Origin of the sequence: Allomuricauda sp. ANG21 (genome assembly GCF_040705235.1) — a bacterium.
Classification (GTDB): domain Bacteria; phylum Bacteroidota; class Bacteroidia; order Flavobacteriales; family Flavobacteriaceae; genus Flagellimonas; species Flagellimonas marina.
In genome coordinates, this window is the sequence record NZ_JBFCVT010000002.1 from 218,244 (window position 1) to 235,270 (window position 17,027).

Here is a 17,027-nt window from a genome sequence, read left to right on the forward strand (position 1 = left end):
ATAATCAGTATTTAACAAAGAGAATGATATATTTTTTAGTTTTGCTCACTAAATTGTGAGCATGGAAGACAAACTTAGGTTTGGTGTTTTTGGAGGAGGAAGCTGGGGAACCGCCCTGGTAAAGATGTTGTCGGAGAACATGTCTACCGTTGGGTGGTATATGCGGAATGAATCTGCCATTCGGCACATTTTAAAGGAGGGTCACAATCCCAACTACATCAGTTCTGTGGAATTTGATGTGGGCAAATTGGGGCTCAGTCATGATATCAACCAAATTGTGGAAACCTCAGACGTCTTGATTTTCGCTATTCCATCCGCTTTTTTGGATACCGAACTCAAGGCCTTAGAAGCTTCTTTGGAAGACAAGATTGTGTTTTCGGCCATTAAAGGTATTGTTCCCGAAACTGGACTTATTGTTGGAGAGCACTTCCATAAAAACTATAATTTGCCCTTTAAAAATATTGGCGTGATAACTGGGCCGTGTCATGCTGAGGAAGTGGCTTTGGAACGCCTGTCCTATCTCACTATTGCTTGTGCCGATGCCAATAATGCCAAACTGGTGGCCCAAGCATTAAAAAGTGACTACATCCGGACTAAAATTTCTGATGACATTATAGGTACCGAATACGCTGCCATGCTGAAGAATATTTATGCCATTGCCGCAGGTATTGCCCACGGTCTTGGGTATGGAGACAACTTTCAAAGTGTGTTGATGAGTAATGCCATCCGTGAGATGAAACGATTTATTGACCGCGTCTACAAAATGAAGCGCAACATCAATGCTTCGGCTTATTTGGGCGATTTGTTGGTGACGGGCTACTCCACCTTTAGTAGAAACCGATTGTTCGGAAATATGATCGGTAAGGGGTACACGGTTAAAAGTGCCATGATGGAAATGAACATGGTGGCCGAAGGGTATTATGCAACCCAAAGTGCACACTTGTTGATGGATAAATTGGAGAAAAAGTCCAAAACACCCATCATCAATGCGGTTTACCAAGTACTCTACAAAAACAAAAACCCCAAGAAAGTTTTTGAAAAGTTAACGGAGAAGCTGGATTAATCCCGCTCCAAAGAAAAATCGGAATGCTCCTTTAATTGCACATCCAAATCTTTGGAAAATACATCCATTGCTTCATTTGAATAGTTGTAAGCTTTCTGAAACTCTTCAAAAACCGGAGCATTGTATTTCCGTACACTTTCAATGTCGAAGTAAAGGCGCCCCGTTCGTCTGATAAAGAAGTCCAACGGGCTCAAGGCCATCTCATGGGCAATTGCAAATTGTGCCTCGGCTCGAATCATGCGCTCGTGCACATCTGAGCCACCAATAGCGGAATAGTTCTCCAAAATGGTCTCGGTCTGTTTGCCATAAGTGGTTGCCAAATACCAAGCATCATATTCCGTAAAACCGCTGTCCTTGATGCGATCAAAAAGTTGGGCCATGTATTTTTTCACATGCTTGAACTTTTTAAAATCGCTTCCGCAGAGCGGTATTTTGTCGGTGGTGCACGCCTCCAATTCCATTTCGTGATTCTCTTCCAGATGCCTCGCAATTCGATTTACCGTTCGTTCTGCCATTTTGCGGTAGCCCGTCAATTTTCCACCAGCGATGCTCACCAATCCCGTTTCGGAGGTAAAGATTTCATCCTTTCGTGAAAGTTCCGAAGCTGATTTCCCTTCTTCATGAATCAAAGGGCGTAATCCAGCCCAAGAGGAAACAATATCACTTAGCTCCAAATTAATATCAGGGAACATGTTGTTCACGGCAGATATCAAATAAATGGCATCGGCAATGTCTGTGGTCACATGGTCTTTATCCAAGTTAAAATTGGTGTCCGTAGTGCCAACATAAGTAATTTTTCCACGGGGAATGGCGAACATCATCCTACCATCTGGAATATCAAAATAGACCGATTGTTGTACGGGAAGCTTTTCCCTCGGAAAAACCAGATGCACTCCCTTGGTCAAATGCAGTCGTTTACCTCTTTTGGAATGGTTTATGGACCTGAGTTCATCCACCCAAGGCCCTGCTGCATTAATTACATATTTTGAGGAAACACTGAACTCATCCCCAAATACCTCATCTTTAAATTGCACACCTGCCACACGTTCATTTTCATACACAAAATCAGTGACCTGGGCATAATTCAAGGCCTGTGTTCCAAATTTGAGGCTGGTCTTAATGTTTTCCAACGTAAGTCGGGCATCATCTGTACGGTACTCGGCATAATAGCCTGCTCCATTCAATATTTTTTTGGGCAAGAGAGGTTCCAATTTTAAGGCCTCTTTTTTCTCCAACATCTGTCGTTTATCATCCCCAGAAACTTGGGCCAAAATGTCGTAGACTTTTAGTCCGATGGAGGTGAGCCATTTTCCATAAGAGCCCCCTTCAATCAAGGGCAACAACATTTTTTCGGGAATGACAAGATGAGGTGCCAATTTGTGCACAATGGCCCTTTCGGAACCTACCTCCTTCACCAACCAAAAATCGAACTGTTTTAAATAGCGGAGTCCCCCATGAATCAATTTTGTGGATTTACTGCTGGTGCCCGAAGCAAAATCGCCCTTTTCCAACAACAGGACTTTGAGTCCCCTGGAAGAGGCGTCCAAAGCAATGCCGGCTCCTGTAATACCTCCGCCGATAACCACAAGATCAAAGTTCTCCTTTGCTATTTTTTGAAGCGTCTTTTTTCGGTTTAGGTTTGTAAAAGGAATGTTCTGGCTCATATTATTTTATTTGGTGAATTCATATTCCCGTTCAACTTTGCAAATCCGAACCTTATACCACGAATACCATGTTTTAATGCCATTTCGTTGCGCGACTCTGTGGTCCATATTGGATTTCCAGTTGGCAATGGCCTCCAAGCTTTCCCAATAGCTTACGGTAATCCCCAATCCATCCCTGGCACTTTCAAAATCCAAAAAACCGGGCTGCTGTCGGGCCAATTGTTCCATTTCTTCGGCCATTTGACCATAGCCATTGTCACCCTCGGTTCGTGTACTGGTGAAAATAACGGCATAATAGGGTTTTTGCAATTCCATATTAGAGAATATATTCTTTTTCCAAAAAATAATTGACCAAGGCCTCCTTCATTAAAACGGTTTGTTCTCCAGCCTTCAAAGGTGGTAATTGCTCTTTGATTTTGTAATGCGGCCAACCTTCATCATCAAAAAAATCAAAATCGTAGTAGCCATACGGTTCCAACAACCTACAAATGGCAATATGCATCAGGTTGATTTTCTCATCCTTTTTAAAATTTCGGTGAAAATTGCCGAGTTCCTGCACCCCTACCAAATAAATGATACCATCCATTTCCAAGGGGTCACCATCGGAGAACTGAGCGGACAATTTTTCCACCAAAAGCTCCCACCGTTCCTTTAATTTTTCGTCTCTGGACATGTTCTTGATAAGAATTCCAAAGGTACAAATCAATATTCTATATTTGTTAAAACCCGTGTATGAGCTTTTTGGATATTGTTTTGGGAATTCTTTTGGTCTGGGGGCTGTATAAAGGTCTTAAAAATGGGCTTTTTGTTGAAGTGGCATCCCTTGTGGCCCTCATTGCAGGAATTTATGGAGCCATCCATTTTTCCTATATCACAGGGGATTATCTCGCAGAGCGATTGAACTGGAGTGACCAATACATTAAATTGACAGCATTCCTGATTACCTTTTTTGCCATCATACTTCTGGTGAATTTTGCGGGTAAATTCTTGACCAAAATCGCGGATTTTGCCATGTTGGGACTTTTAAACAAGATTGCCGGTGGAATTTTTGGCGCACTCAAAGTGGCCATTATATTAGGTGCCATGCTGATATTTTTTGAACGACTTGCTACTCCTTTGAACCTCATTAACGAAGAAACCAAAAAACAATCTGTGTTCTACGAGCCTCTCAAAGAAATTGGGGCCTTTGTTTTTGCTCTCGTACTTGAGGAAGAAGAAAAAGAGCAAGCTCCTTCCAACCCTAACATGGAGGTTATATAAAGTGTTTTCTTTTCTCGATAAATGGACACTGTTTGCAATTCAACGTAAGAATTTGCCTTCTGCGGACATTTTGTGGTAAATGCAAGCCTCTCAACTACATTAGTGCGCAGAACACTTAGGGAACGTAGAACACTCCCGAAAAACACCCCGAAAATGAAAAAGATATATGGCAAACTGCTGGTCATAAGCCTTGCCTTTGTTGTTAGCATGTGCAGCACTACCTCACAACAAGACGAACAGGAATACACAGAAGCATTTCTTGGCAATGAAAAAGTAACGGTTGATCCCGTGTCAATGGAAAAAGATCTTCTGGATTTAGTGAACCAACATAGAACTTCAATTGGTGAAAATGTCCTTCAGAACAGTCCATCTTCCTATAAATATGCCGAAGAGCACAACCAATACATGATTTCCAAAGGCAAGTTAAGCCATGATAATTTTGAGGACCGTGCCACCCAAATAGCAGCCGAAACGGATGCTATAGGTGTATCGGAAAATGTGGCAAGATATTACACCTCAGCCGAGAAAACTTTAGAGGGTTGGTTGAAGAGTTCATCACACAGAGAGGCCATGGAAGGAGATTTTACCCATTCTACCTTAAGCGTGCAATTGGACAAAGATGGTAGACCCTATTACACACAGATATTCTTAAAAGTGGAATAACTGACCCATTTACATTCGTTTTAGGCAACAATGGAGCCCCTCACTGAAGGGGCTTTTCTTTTTCCAAACACTATGTTTCCAGCAAGGTTTTTTTTACCTTTCGTAAAATCTTGCGCTATGGCGATAAAGGCACCTTTTAACCTGAATAAATGGATTGAGGAAAATCGGGATACCCTAAAACCCCCGGTTGGCAACAAAAACTTATACAAGGAGGCCGGCGATTACATTGTTATGATCGTAGCGGGGCCCAATGCCCGAAAAGACTATCATTATAACGAAACCGAAGAGCTTTTTTACCAATTGGAAGGGAGTATTGAAGTCCATATCCAAGAAAATGGGGAGAAAAGGACCATGAAGCTTGGTCCGGGGGATATGTACCTGCATCCAGCTAAAATTCCGCATTCCCCAGCACGAAAAGAGGGCTCCATCGGCTTGGTAGTGGAGCGAAAAAGAGCAGATATGAAGGTCGATGATGGGTTGTTGTGGTTCTGTGATAATTGCAACCATAAACTCTACGAAGTGTATTTTACCTTAAATGATATTGAAAAGGATTTTCTTAGCCATTTTAAACATTTCTATGGCTCCAAAGAATTGCGCACCTGTGACAAATGTGGCACCGTTATGCCAGTTGATGAACGCTTTGTATCCAAAGAAGAATAATGCTTATCCTCGCTAAAATAATTGTTGCCGTCGTGGCCTTGCTCCATCTCTACTTTCTGTGGTTGGAGATGTTTGCATGGACCACCAGGGCCAAAAAAGTGTTTCGGCAATTCCCGGAACATTTGTTTGAACCCACCAAGACCCTTGCCGCCAATCAAGGGCTATACAATGGCTTTCTTTCTGCAGGATTACTATGGTCTTTAATCATTACGGACCCTATTTGGCAGATTTATGTAGCGTTTTTCTTTTTGGGATGTGTGGCCGTGGCTGGAATTTATGGAGCTGCAACAGCATCAAAAAAAATCTTTACGGTACAGGCGCTTCCAGCTTTGATCGGAATTGTCCTGCTCCTGCTTCACCTTTTCCTCTAAAACAGCATTATCCATCAGGATTATTTGTAATTTTGAAAAAATATAACAATTCACACATAAAAAGTTATAAATGTCAGAAACTGCTATTGATTTTGGAATGGACAAAGCCCTTGAAGAACTTGGGCTCAAAGAAATAAATAATGGCACTTCCACCGGTAAGGAATGGTTCTCAAATGGTGAAATCATAGAATCCTATTCACCCGTTGACGGCTCCCTTGTTGGTAAGGTAAAGGCCACTACTCGCGAAGATTACGAAAAAGTTATCACCTCTGCCCAAAAAGGGTTTAAAATTTGGCGGACCATGCCGGCACCCCAACGTGGCGAGATTGTTAGAAAGTTTAATGACGAACTCCGCCGCTTAAAGGAACCATTGGGCAAATTGGTTTCCTATGAAATGGGAAAAAGCTACCAAGAAGGTTTAGGTGAGGTTCAGGAAATGATTGATATCTGTGATTTTGCTGTGGGCCTTTCTAGACAATTGCATGGACTTACCATGCACAGCGAACGCCCCGGCCACCGCATGTATGAACAATATCATCCGCTTGGGGTTGTAGGTGTCATTTCCGCATTTAATTTTCCCGTTGCAGTTTGGTCTTGGAATACTGCCCTAGCTTGGGTTTGTGGCGACGCCTGTATTTGGAAAGGTTCTGAGAAAACGCCAATGACTTCCGTTGCCTGCCAAAATATCGCTGCCCGTGTCTTTTCGGAAAATGGTGTGCCAGAGGGAATTTCCTGTTTAATTACCGGCGATTATACCGTAGGGGAGTTTATGACCAAGGATGAACGAATCCCGTTGATTTCAGCTACAGGCTCTACCCGAATGGGAAAAATTGTGGCAAAAACCGTTGGTGAACGCCTTGGAAAGTCTCTTTTGGAACTCGGAGGAAACAACGCCATAATCGTAACACCAGATGCCAATGTCAAAAACACGGTGATTGGAGCTGTATTTGGGGCGGTAGGAACATGCGGACAACGTTGCACCTCAACCCGAAGACTAATTGTTCATGAAGATGTCTACGACAAAGTAAAAGATGCCATTGTCAATGCATATCAGCAAATACGCATTGGTAATCCGTTGGATGAAAACAACCATGTTGGTCCACTAATCGATAAGGATGCGGTAAAAAACTACTTATCTGCCTTGGAAAAAGTTAAGGCTGAAGGTGGAAACATTTTGGTTGAAGGTGGTGTGCTTGAAGGTGAAGGATATGAAAGCGGATGCTATGTAAAACCTGCCATTGCCGAGGCTGAAAACCACTTTGAAATTGTTCAGCATGAAACTTTTGCCCCGGTTTTGTACCTTTTAAAATATCGCGGTGATCTTGAAAACGCATTGGAAATACAAAACGGGGTCAGACAAGGCCTGTCATCGGCCATAATGACCAACAATTTGCGTGAAGCGGAGCGTTTTCTTTCGGTAGAAGGATCGGACTGTGGTATTGCCAATGTAAATATTGGAACCTCTGGCGCAGAGATTGGGGGAGCATTTGGAGGCGAAAAAGACACTGGAGGCGGACGTGAAAGTGGATCGGATGCCTGGAAAATCTATATGCGTAGACAGACGAATACCATTAATTATACCACAGAGTTGCCTTTGGCCCAAGGCATTAAATTTGACTTGTAAAATAAAGCCGCCCATCTAGGATGAACACTGGATGGGCGATCTTAAAAAACCAACTTAACTAACTCAAACTTAACTTAGTTAAACCCTACTCCAATGCCGGAACCTTGTCGGGAGAAATAGGGTTTCTTACCTAATATTTGCCGCTAATTTCCTGCCTTTTCAGGAATATTCCAGAGGCTATCGTGTCAGTGGTCTCAAAAAGTGTATGGTTGGTATTTTTTGATTGATTTTCTGTCCCAGGTTTCGTTCTATTTTCCTAAAACTGCTTCCAACTCGCTCATATTCTATAAATTAAATTCGGAATTTTAAGGTTTTTTTAATACTTTAAGACTTGTTTCACCAAGTCTTCCGTAGCCCAATTTTAGGTGTTTATCCTTCTTGATATGGCATTGTTATATCCATCAAACACAACCCCATGGAAACTGATACTTTTGACATCTTATTTTGGATTGTTTTAGCGATAGTCGCCATCACCATCGGCATTATTGGCTATTTACTTGGGAAACGAAACAGTGCCCCTACTGTTGATCACACATCACTTTTAAAAACATTGGAGATTGAAAATGCAAAACTACGATCAGATCTTGAGGCCTGTCAAAAACAAGCAGATGCGGCCAAGATGCCAAAACCCAAACCCATTTCAACATCTACCAAATCCAGTCTTTCTTTTGACGCACAAGTAGCCAAAGCGGCAATGGGCAAAAAAGTTGTAAAGGATGATTTAAAAATAGTGGAGGGCATTGGGCCTAAAATCCAAGAACTATTCCACAATTTTGACATTAAAACATGGAAAGCACTTTCCGAAACTTCGGCGAATAAATGCCAAGAAATCCTCAACTCTGGTGGCAAACGATACAGAATCCATGACCCTGCTTCTTGGCCCATGCAAGCTAAAATGGCCCATGAAGGACATTGGGAACAATTGCACGAATGGCAAGAAAAGCACAGGGCTGGTAAATTTTAACTACAACATTCCGTTGGCCTCCACCCATTTAAATTTATGCTGGTCCGGAGAAAATTGCATGCGTTCAGAAATACGCTGCAACCTGTCTGGAAGTTTCATGAGGTAATCACGTGCTTTTTCCGCTTGGTCCGAAAGTCCTCTTAAATGGCCAATGGCCCAATATTCATTCAGTTTTTTAAGGATGTCTATATAATCCTGTGCCGTGTAAACCCCCAAGCGTTGGGCACAATTTGAGAATTGTTCAAATGCAGTACCAATACTGCCCCCTGATTCCCTCAAAAAATGGGCGGGCATTACAATTTTTCGCTTCATCATATCGGCAAAGGCAAGGACCATTCCATTGGGATCCTGCTCCAAAATGGTCTTCACAAATTCCCGGTACGCTAAATGGTGGCGCATTTCATCACCTGCAATAATGTTGCACATTTTGGCTAAGAGACCATTGCTCTTTTTCTTAGCCATCATACCCACGCGCTTGTGCGAAATGTTGGTGGCCAACTCTTGAAATGTAGTGTATACAAAATTTTTGTAGGGATCTCTGTCCGTACCGATATCGAAGCCATCTGATATTAAATGCTGGGTGGAAATCTCAACTTCCCGCATGTTCACCCTTCCAGATAGGTACAGATACTTGTTCAGAACATCGCCATGGCGGTTCTCTTCGGCGGTCCATGCGCGCACCCACTTGCTCCAACCATTTTCCTTTCCGCTGTGCTGATCAATTCCTTCCACATCCATCAACCAAGATTCATAGGTGGGCAAGGCTTCTTCGGTAATGGTATCGGCAACCAGTGTCACCCAAAAATCATAGCCCAATTCCTTTGCTTCACCCCGAATCTGCTCAATTTGATCATAGAAATCCTCACTTTGGGAATCGGGCAAGAAATCTGTGGGCTGCCATATTTTTTCTGTTGGAATCAAAAATGAATCCATAAACCCTTCAACTTTGGGCTCAATGGCTTGCATTACTTCCAATCGTATGTTCTTTATTGACATATAGTGCTTTTTAGTTAATGAGATTTTTGAACTCTTTTGGTCTCAGTTCCGGCCTCGTTCCCCTGGATAAAATGTGTGAACGGGATCACTTTGCCAAAACTCTTTGGTTTGCACGTCCATTATGGTAAGTCCTCCCATAAAAGCCGCCCCGGTATCTACATTCCAGACATTTGCACCGCTTTGTGGTTCCACCACCGTATTCTTGGACAGTGGGGTATGCCCTATGAAGACTTCCTTGTAATGGGTCAATCTTTTGGGAAACTTAGGGTCATCTGGGTCCAAGTTTGAATCGATAGCCGTGGCCAGTTCCCACAAGGTCCTGTCCCAATAGAAGGATTGTTCAAAATATTCAAACTCTATCCCCTTTAAATTGGTGTAGCCTGCGTGTAAATACAGTCTGTTATCATCGGCAAGATAATAGTTCTCCAACCCAGCGTAAAAATCGAGATGGGAGCTCCAATCTTCCCTATCATCATTCAAATAAGAATCTCTGGTGGCCGTACCGCCATGGGCCAACCATTGTGGATTCTCTTTTTTGGTCAACAACCAATCCCTGCAAAGTTCATCATGATTTCCCCGAATAAAGGTGCAGTTAAACTCTTTCTGTAAATCAATTAAAAAATCAATGGTTTCCACTGCAGTACTCCAAGCATCTACATAATCCCCCAAAAAAACAAGGTGGTCGTCTGGGGTAACTTTTGCTTTGGATAAAATTTGCTTTAATGCCTTTAATCCAGAATGGATGTCACCCACAACCAATGTTCGCATAGAAAATTTTTTACAAAAATACGGACAAAAGATCCCACCTATGTGAAATTCTGCCTAAAGTTTTGCCCCAAAACAATCCAATATTTCCAAAAAGCCCTCATCTTTTTTTGGTCAACGAATAATTTTCTATGTACCTTACGTTATTACAAAAGTTCAATGAAAAAGGTATTCTGTATTGGTGAATTATTGATAGATTTTGTTGCGGAAAAGCAAGGAAATGATTTATCCAGGGCTACCCATTTCACCAAAAAAGCAGGTGGTGCACCTGCCAATGTGGCCTGTGCCATCTCCAAACTTGGCGGAAAAAGCATTTTTTTAGGCTGCGTAGGTGATGACCCTTTTGGGCAGTTTTTACTGGGCGTGCTTAAAGCCGAAGGTGTTGATGTTTCCATGGCGCAGTTGTCCAAAACCTTCACCACCTTAGCTTTTGTTTCTTTGGCCGAAGATGGCGAACGCGATTTTGTGTTCAGCAGGGGCGCAGATAAAGAACTTGAGTACGACCCTACGCTTCGAAAGAGTCTTAAAGACAACATTTTACATTTGGGAGCTGCCACAGCCCTTCTGGGAGGTTCTTTGGAAAAAGCCTACGGAAAGTACCTTTTTGATGGGCTTACAAAAGATATGTTCATCAGTTTTGATCCCAATTTTAGAAGCGACCTGTGGAAGGAAAATGAGGAGCAATTCATTAAAAAATGTATGCCCTTCATTGAAAAATCCCATTTGTGCAAGTTTAGTTTGGAGGAAGCACAATTGCTTTCAGGAAAAAATGATGTGAACCAAGCCTGTGATTTTTTTCATAAAATGGGGGCAAAAATCATCACGGTCACCTTGGGCAAAGAAGGTACCTTATTAAGCCTTACCGATTCAAAAAAACTCATCCCCAGCATAGAGGTAAGTCCTGTGGACACCACTGGGGCTGGAGATGCCTTTATTGGATGTTTGCTCTATCAAATCTCGGATTTGGGAAATTTCGATTCCGTTTTTCAGGATCGGGATGTATTAGAAAAAATGGTAGTAATGGCCAATAAGGCCGGGGCCATTACCACGACCAATTATGGCGCAATCCCATCCCTGCCCACCAAAGAACAGTTGGAAAAGTAAAATGAACCAAGCCAAATTACATAGACTGGTCTCCGATCAATTCAGGGAGAAAGATTCTAATGCGCTGTTTGACCTTCGGTTGACAACGAACCTTAGTCTCATCCAACACTTATTTTTCTCGCTTTATGCGGAAGAAGAACACTCAGAAGCCTTTAAAAAGTTGTTGAACCAGCTCCCAAAATTATTTGCCACAAGACCTGACGCCTTAAAAAAACAAGATGTACAGCGGTTGAAGGACGGAAATTGGTACCAGTCCCAAAAAATAATGGGCATGCAGTTGTATGTGGAACATTTCAACAAAGACCTAAAGGGACTTCAGCACAAAATTCCTTATTTAAAAGAATTGGGTATCAACTTTGTCCACATGATGCCCATCACCACAAGACCCAAAGGCGAAAGCGATGGTGGCTATGCGGTCAACAGTTATCATGAGGTGGACAAAAAGTACGGCACAAAGGAAGATTTATTAGAGTTGACCTCCGAGTTCCGCAAACAAGGAATATTTCTCATGTTGGATTTTGTGGTGAACCATACCTCCAACGAGTTTTCTTGGGCCAAAAAAGCCATGAAAGGAGATAAAAAATATCAGGGCTATTACTACACGTTTGAGGATGATACCATTCCAAAGGAATATGAAAAAACACTTCCAGAAGTATTCCCAGAAACCTCGCCGGGCAACTTTACCCATATCCCCGAGATGAACAAATGGGTCATGACAGTCTTCAACACCTATCAATGGGACCTAAATTATACCAACCCAGAAGTCTTCATGGAAATGTTGGCCAATCTGGTAAAACTAGTGAACATGGGGGTAGATGTGGTTCGATTTGACGCCTTGGCCTTTCTTTGGAAAAAGATAGGCACTATTTCCCAAAACCTCCCAGAAGCCCATAATCTCATAGCACTGTTTAGAATGTGCCTGCAAGTGGTGGCTCCTGGCGTTGTGCTTTTGGCCGAAGCCATTGTGGCCCCCACCGATATTATTAAATATTTTGGGGAAGACCAAAAAGAAGGCAACGAGTGTGAAATTGCATACAATGCCTCTTTAATGGCACTTTTGTGGAATTCCATTGCCACTAAAAAAACACAGTTGCTCTACAAAAGTTGGGCCCATGTGCCTCCCAAACCCAAAGACTGCACTTGGATAAATTATATCCGTTGCCATGATGATATTGGTTTGGGATATGAAAACAATCTGCTCTATGAATTAGGTCTAAACCCCGAAATGCACCGCAAGTTTTTGCTGGATTACTATTGTCAGCGGTTGGATTGGTCACCCGCTACGGGGCAAGTCTTTATGTACAATCCAAAAACGGGAGATGGGCGTATTACTGGAAGTGCTGCATCGCTCTTAGGGCTTGAAAAAGGGTTGGCCCAAAATGACCCGGAAATGATTGAAGGTTCCATTGCAAAAATCATCATGCTACATGGAATTACTTTTGCTTTTGGTGGAATTCCATTGATTTATGCTGGAGATGAGATTGGTACACTAAACGATTACTCCTATCTGAAGGACAAGTCCAAAAAGAATGACAGCAGATGGCTCAATCGACCTATGCAGGATTGGGATATGATTGCCAAATTGGATGACGAAAAACGGCCCCAGGCCAAAATATTTCATGCACTGCAAAAGTTGATTCGCATCAGAAAGGAAAACCCTGTTTTTGCCGATTGTAATGATGTGCAACTATATCACACAGGTAATGACCACATTCTAGTATTTGAGCGAAGCAATTCTAAAAAAGAAGGGCTGCTGGTCATTTGCAATTTTGACGAAAATCCGCAGGTCATTGAAACCAGTTGGGTCAAAAAGCTGGGGTATTTTGCCCAAGGTGACCCCAAAGATTTGGTTTCCAACAAAAAAATAGAGATAAACAGTGGCCTCTTGGAAGTCTTACCTTACCAAATGTTTTGGCTGCAAAGAGCCTAATTGTATCGAACTTTTCTAAGAATTCGTTGTGATTCCTTCAAGGATTGATACACATTGTCATTGTACACTTTAAGAAGGGGTCTGGAGCGGTCCATCTGTTCTTTAGCCTCTTCAAAACCATTCAGATAGCAGATAAGATACGTAGCTGGCAAATGGGTAAGGTCCGCTTGCTCAGCCGGAGTTAGGGTAATTTGCTTTTCAAGTTTTTGTAATAGAGCATTATTTGTATTGTACACATGGTGCAAGGTTTTTTTATCGTACTGGGGCGGCTCAAACACTAATTTGCTGTTTATGGTATACTTGCCATTTTCAGAAAATGTGATCATCAATTCCTCCAGAGGGTAATATTTCTGTTGTGAACCCAATCCCAATTGCACATATTCCAAGGTGCTGAAGGAGTCATCGTCGTAATCAATAGTGATTTCATCCAAAGCGGAGTAGAAAAGCTTTACCTGTTCATTAATGAGTTCAATATCCACCCTAGAATAATAGACCTTGTTCTTTACCTTTTTTTTGTTCCCGGCCCAACAGACCACAAACTGTTCCTTGAAAACTTTGTAATCACTGGTAAGATCAGGATGTCTTGTATTCATGAAGTTGATCACGGCATCCAGAGTAAGCTCAATATTGTTTCGAGCATGTTGCTCAATTGTGGCCACCACCTCAGAATTGATGTCCTTCAACTCAATATCAAAAGCCTTGGGAAGGCTTATGCTCCCTTCCCGAAAGAAAACGGCCCCTCCGTAATATTTCCAGATATTTTTTCGAAGGGCACAGACCTTTCCATTGGATCTAATGGTGACCAAGCCCACTACTTTCCCTTCGGGCAAATGGGGAAAAGGGATATTTTCATAGGAAATAATGGGCGGGTTATCCAGATAGGCATTTACCAAATTCTGAATCTTGCTATCATCAAAAAAGTCAACCCCAACAATCTCATTATCCGAATCTTCCACTCCAATTACAATAAAGCTGTTGTTCTTGGGATTGCTGTTGGCGAGAGCACAGACATGCTTTAAAAACTTGGCTTTCCCTTCCTTTTCACCTATGGAAATAAAGCGCTTTTTGTCGTAAAAGCTGTTCTCGTCGTTATGCGCTAGAAGATTTTTAACCAGTAGGCGTTTGTTGATCATATCATAAGTCCTTCTTCACAACAGTGCAGCTTGCTTGGGCCGTGGGCAAGATCATTAAATCGGCGATATTCACATGATACGGTCTGGTGACCACAAACAAAATAACATCTGCAATATCCGCTGCAACCAAAGGTTGCAATCCTTGATAAACCTTGTCAGCCCTATCCGTATCCCCTTTAAACCGCACATCACTGAACTCGGTTTCAACCATACCTGGATTAACGGCTCCCACTCTAATCCCGTGTGCATTTAAATCGATACGCATACCTTGATTCAAGGCATCCACGGCATATTTAGAGGCACAGTACACATTTCCATTGGGATAGACTTCCTTACCGGCGATGGAACCAACATTTATGATGTGCCCAGCCTTTCGCTCCACCATCTGGGGCAACACCGCTTTGGTCACGTACAGTAACCCCTTTACGTTAATGTCCATCATAGCATCCCAATCATCCAAACTTCCTTTGTCAATTGGGTGGAGGCCATGTGCATTTCCTGCATTGTTTATTAATATGTCAATGGATTTAAACTCCTTCGGGAGACTTTCTATCGATGCAAAAACAGCTTCCCTATCCCGAACATCAAAACTTAAGGTTTCAACTTTTATGGTTTTTCCCAAAGTTGCTTTCAATTCGTCCAACCGCTCTTTCCGGCGTCCGCAGAGTACCAGATTGATTCCTTGCTTTGCAAAAATTTCGGCAGTAGCCTTACCAATTCCGCTAGTAGCACCTGTAATCAGTGCAGTTTTCTCCTTCATACTATTCGTTTTTAAGGTACATCATGGCCTTGACTCGCCACAAGCAGGGCAAACCAATCTTGAAGTTCCAAATCCAAGCCCATGGCCTTGGCGGCCAAGATTATTCGCTCTTTATTTGTGGTTCCTATGACCGGAAATACCTTGGCCGGATGTTTCAATATCCACGCCAAGAGCAGCTGACTTTCATCAGCATCATATTTTTCCATCAAAGGTTTCATGGCTTTTCGTATTCTCTTTGTCTGTTCGGTGTTTTCCCGGAACAGGCATCCCAATGGACTCCATGCCATTGCCATTCGTTTGTTGGCAATACAGTCATCAAAAGTGCCATCATAGATGGGCTCGTCATGGGTCAGCGAAAATTCCACTTGATTTCCCAAAACGGGAATGGCTTTTTCCAACATGGCAATTTGGGATGGCGTAAAGTTGGACACTCCAAATGATTTGATTTTTCCGCTTTCCAACAATGCATTCACAGCTTCGGAAATTTCATATGGCTCCATCAATGGACTTGGCCTGTGTAAAAGCAATAGATCCAAATATTCCGTGTGCAACTTTTTTAAGGATTGTTCAGCCGACCAAATGATATAATCCTTGTCATATTGGTAATGGTTCAACTGATTGTCCCGCCCTCTGGTCATTTGGATTCCACATTTGGAAATCAGTTGAATAGCTGAACGCTTGATTCCACTTTCAGCAAAGGCATTTCCAAAATCCGCTTCGGTGGAATAACTGCCATAAATATCAGCATGATCAAAGGTGGTCAATCCGGCATCAATGCAGTGTTGCATTACATTGATCATTTCATTTTTGGAAAGTTTTTTGCCCCAACTTCCCCATGTCATTGCTCCAGATATAATTCTGGAATACGTATCTGTCTGTTGCATATAGGGTGAAAGTATAAAAATAAACCCTTAAATCCTTCATAAAACTAGGGCTTTACCAATTTTTTTAACCATTAATTAACAGGCGAATTTTAAATAAATTTTCATTTTGCACCCCTTAGCTAAAACGCCAACACAAACACCAAACAATAAAGCTTCATATGGAAGAAAACACTACTATTGATATTAGTGCTGTGAATGAGAAAATTGCCCAGGAAAGTGCTTTTATCGACCTGCTCAAGGTTGAGATGAACAAGGCCATTGTAGGGCAGACCCACATGGTTGAACGATTGCTCATAGGTCTTCTGGGCCAAGGCCACATTCTTTTGGAAGGTGTTCCCGGCCTTGCAAAGACGCTAGCAATCAATACGCTGGCGAAAGCAGTAAAGGGAAGTTTTAGCCGAATTCAGTTTACCCCCGATCTTTTACCTGCGGATGTTATTGGAACATTGATTTACAACATCAAGGAAAATGACTTTTCCATTAAAAAGGGACCCATTTTTGCCAATTTTGTTTTGGCGGATGAAATCAACAGAGCTCCCGCTAAAGTGCAGTCCGCGTTGCTGGAGGCCATGCAGGAAAAGCAGGTGACCATTGGGGACGAAACTTTTAAACTGGATGCCCCATTTTTGGTAATGGCCACACAAAACCCAGTGGAACAAGAAGGAACCTATCCACTTCCTGAAGCTCAGGTAGACCGTTTTATGCTAAAAACCGTTATTGACTATCCCAAGTTGAACGAGGAACAACTCATTATTCGACAAAATCTTAAAGGAGCCCACGAGCCGGTGAAGCCTGTGGTGACCTTAAAACAGATTTTGAGTGCTCAAGAGGCCGTTCGGGACGTCTACATGGATGAAAAAATTGAAAAATACATACTGGATTTGGTATTCGCCACCCGATATCCAGAAAAATACAATCTGGAAAACCTAAAACCCCTCATCAGTTTTGGTGCCTCCCCAAGGGGAAGTATCAATTTGGCCAATGCATCCAAATGCTACGCTTTCATTAAAAGAAGGGGATATGTTGTGCCCGAGGATGTTAGGGCCGTAGTCCACGATGTATTGCGTCACCGTATTGGAATAACCTATGAGGCTGAGGCGGAAAACATTACTTCAGAAGAAATCATAAACAAGATTGTAAACGAGGTAGAGGTACCGTAACGGTTCAATGTTTCTCGGTAAAGTAA

General features: G+C 42.4%; 18 protein-coding genes. 10 read left to right on the forward strand and 8 right to left on the reverse strand.

The genetic code is table 11. From position 1 onward, the window contains the following. The first annotated feature begins 61 nt into the window (after positions 1 to 61). Complete coding sequence (locus AB1A65_RS03305; RefSeq protein ID WP_366585614.1) at positions 62 to 1,063, forward strand: NAD(P)H-dependent glycerol-3-phosphate dehydrogenase; 1,002 nt, start codon at positions 62 to 64, stop codon at positions 1,061 to 1,063. On the opposite strand, the gene AB1A65_RS03310 is transcribed toward AB1A65_RS03305, so the two are convergent. The 3 genes from AB1A65_RS03310 to AB1A65_RS03320 are packed head-to-tail and all read right to left on the reverse strand — an operon-like array spanning position 1,060 to position 3,400. Then, entirely contained in the window at positions 1,060 to 2,727 is a 1,668-nt protein-coding gene (locus tag AB1A65_RS03310) for a glycerol-3-phosphate dehydrogenase/oxidase (RefSeq protein WP_366585616.1), read from the reverse strand. The genes AB1A65_RS03305 and AB1A65_RS03310 overlap by 4 nt on opposite strands. Positions 2,728 to 2,733: 6 nt before the next feature. Further along, positions 2,734 to 3,042 (reverse strand): antibiotic biosynthesis monooxygenase, encoded by a 309-nt coding sequence (locus AB1A65_RS03315; protein WP_366585618.1) that lies wholly within the window; start codon positions 3,040 to 3,042, stop codon positions 2,734 to 2,736. A 1-nt stretch (position 3,043) separates the two neighbouring features. Further along, the gene (locus AB1A65_RS03320) at positions 3,044 to 3,400 is read right to left on the reverse strand and encodes a hypothetical protein (RefSeq protein WP_366587047.1); all 357 of its coding nucleotides are present in this window, start codon (positions 3,398 to 3,400) and stop codon (positions 3,044 to 3,046) included. Positions 3,401 to 3,459: 59 nt separating this feature from the next. On the opposite strand from AB1A65_RS03320, the gene AB1A65_RS03325 reads away from it, so the two are divergent. The 6 genes from AB1A65_RS03325 to AB1A65_RS03350 all read left to right on the forward strand — a co-directional run bounded on the left by AB1A65_RS03325 (position 3,460) and on the right by AB1A65_RS03350 (position 8,269). After that, a complete protein-coding gene (locus AB1A65_RS03325; RefSeq protein ID WP_366585620.1) occupies positions 3,460 to 3,987 on the forward strand; it encodes a CvpA family protein in 528 nt (175 codons plus the stop codon). A gap of 153 nt (positions 3,988 to 4,140) precedes the next feature. Next, complete coding sequence (locus AB1A65_RS03330; RefSeq protein ID WP_366585622.1) at positions 4,141 to 4,650, forward strand: CAP domain-containing protein; 510 nt, start codon at positions 4,141 to 4,143, stop codon at positions 4,648 to 4,650. Positions 4,651 to 4,767: 117 nt separating this feature from the next. Next, positions 4,768 to 5,310 (forward strand): 3-hydroxyanthranilate 3,4-dioxygenase, encoded by a 543-nt coding sequence (locus AB1A65_RS03335; protein ID WP_366585624.1) that lies wholly within the window; start codon positions 4,768 to 4,770, stop codon positions 5,308 to 5,310. After that, entirely contained in the window at positions 5,310 to 5,681 is a 372-nt protein-coding gene (locus AB1A65_RS03340; RefSeq protein WP_366585626.1) for a DUF1304 domain-containing protein, read from the forward strand. Before AB1A65_RS03335 ends, AB1A65_RS03340 begins: the two co-directional genes overlap by 1 nt. A gap of 70 nt (positions 5,682 to 5,751) precedes the next feature. Next, complete coding sequence (locus AB1A65_RS03345) at positions 5,752 to 7,305, forward strand: aldehyde dehydrogenase family protein (protein ID WP_366585628.1); 1,554 nt, start codon at positions 5,752 to 5,754, stop codon at positions 7,303 to 7,305. A 415-nt stretch (positions 7,306 to 7,720) separates the two neighbouring features. Continuing rightward, entirely contained in the window at positions 7,721 to 8,269 is a 549-nt protein-coding gene (locus AB1A65_RS03350; protein ID WP_366585630.1) for a hypothetical protein, read from the forward strand. On the opposite strand, the gene AB1A65_RS03355 is transcribed toward AB1A65_RS03350, so the two are convergent. Continuing rightward, on the reverse strand, positions 8,270 to 9,265 hold the full coding sequence (locus AB1A65_RS03355) for an acyl-ACP desaturase (RefSeq protein WP_366585632.1): 996 nt from the start codon (positions 9,263 to 9,265) through the stop codon (positions 8,270 to 8,272). A 42-nt stretch (positions 9,266 to 9,307) separates the two neighbouring features. Further along, complete coding sequence (locus AB1A65_RS03360; RefSeq protein ID WP_366585634.1) at positions 9,308 to 10,033, reverse strand: metallophosphoesterase family protein; 726 nt, start codon at positions 10,031 to 10,033, stop codon at positions 9,308 to 9,310. Positions 10,034 to 10,189: 156 nt separating this feature from the next. On the opposite strand from AB1A65_RS03360, the gene AB1A65_RS03365 reads away from it, so the two are divergent. Together AB1A65_RS03365 and AB1A65_RS03370 are read left to right on the forward strand one after the other, a co-directional pair. Beyond that, positions 10,190 to 11,134 (forward strand): carbohydrate kinase, encoded by a 945-nt coding sequence (locus AB1A65_RS03365; RefSeq protein ID WP_366585636.1) that lies wholly within the window; start codon positions 10,190 to 10,192, stop codon positions 11,132 to 11,134. Continuing rightward, positions 11,088 to 13,064 (forward strand): alpha-amylase family protein, encoded by a 1,977-nt coding sequence (locus AB1A65_RS03370; protein ID WP_366585638.1) that lies wholly within the window; start codon positions 11,088 to 11,090, stop codon positions 13,062 to 13,064. Before AB1A65_RS03365 ends, AB1A65_RS03370 begins: the two co-directional genes overlap by 47 nt. Here the strand turns inward: AB1A65_RS03370 and AB1A65_RS03375 are convergent. The 3 genes from AB1A65_RS03375 to AB1A65_RS03385 are packed head-to-tail and all read right to left on the reverse strand — an operon-like array spanning position 13,061 to position 15,841. Further along, on the reverse strand, positions 13,061 to 14,197 hold the full coding sequence (locus AB1A65_RS03375) for an ATP-binding protein (RefSeq protein ID WP_366585640.1): 1,137 nt from the start codon (positions 14,195 to 14,197) through the stop codon (positions 13,061 to 13,063). The genes AB1A65_RS03370 and AB1A65_RS03375 overlap by 4 nt on opposite strands. A 1-nt stretch (position 14,198) precedes the next feature. After that, complete coding sequence (locus AB1A65_RS03380; protein ID WP_366585642.1) at positions 14,199 to 14,957, reverse strand: SDR family NAD(P)-dependent oxidoreductase; 759 nt, start codon at positions 14,955 to 14,957, stop codon at positions 14,199 to 14,201. Positions 14,958 to 14,968: 11 nt separating this feature from the next. Next, positions 14,969 to 15,841 carry an aldo/keto reductase gene (locus AB1A65_RS03385; RefSeq protein WP_366585644.1) on the reverse strand — a complete coding sequence of 291 codons (873 nt, stop codon included), beginning with the start codon at positions 15,839 to 15,841 and terminating at the stop codon, positions 14,969 to 14,971. Between the two features lie 158 nt (positions 15,842 to 15,999). Here AB1A65_RS03385 and AB1A65_RS03390 point away from each other — a divergent pair, with 158 nt between their 5' ends. Then, entirely contained in the window at positions 16,000 to 17,001 is a 1,002-nt protein-coding gene (locus tag AB1A65_RS03390; RefSeq protein ID WP_207096174.1) for a MoxR family ATPase, read from the forward strand. Positions 17,002 to 17,027: the final 26 nt, after the last annotated feature.